The organism is Paraburkholderia sp. SIMBA_027 (assembly GCF_046535315.1).
Classification (GTDB): Bacteria; Pseudomonadota; Gammaproteobacteria; order Burkholderiales; family Burkholderiaceae; genus Paraburkholderia; species Paraburkholderia tropica.
This window is the reverse complement of record NZ_JAWRWY010000883.1, coordinates 1-262: the sequence shown is the minus strand read 5'-3', so window position 1 is coordinate 262 and position 262 is coordinate 1. Positions and strand designations below refer to the sequence as shown.

General features: G+C 63.7%; 1 protein-coding gene. It reads right to left on the bottom strand.

The genetic code is table 11. The features are described 5' to 3' along the window. Nucleotides 1-250, bottom strand: a 250-nt coding sequence (locus tag SB764_RS41625) for an AAA family ATPase (RefSeq protein ID WP_410866980.1), incomplete at its 3' end; no start/stop codon positions are given. Nucleotides 251-262 lie beyond the last annotated feature (12 nt).

Here is a 262-nt window from a genome sequence, read left to right as displayed (position 1 = left end):
ACACGAGTTCGACGCTGGTGCGGCTACCCGGCTTGCGCGCGGTCGAGCCATTGAAGATCACGTCCTGCATCGACTCGCCGCGCAGCTCGGAAGCGCGCGATTCGCCGAGCACCCAGCGCACGGCATCGATGATGTTGGACTTGCCGCACCCGTTCGGGCCCACCACGCCGACTAGCTGGCCCGGAACCTGGAAATGCGTGGGATCGACAAAGGATTTGAAGCCAGCGAGTTTGATCGAGCTCAGACGCACGGCGGTATCGGA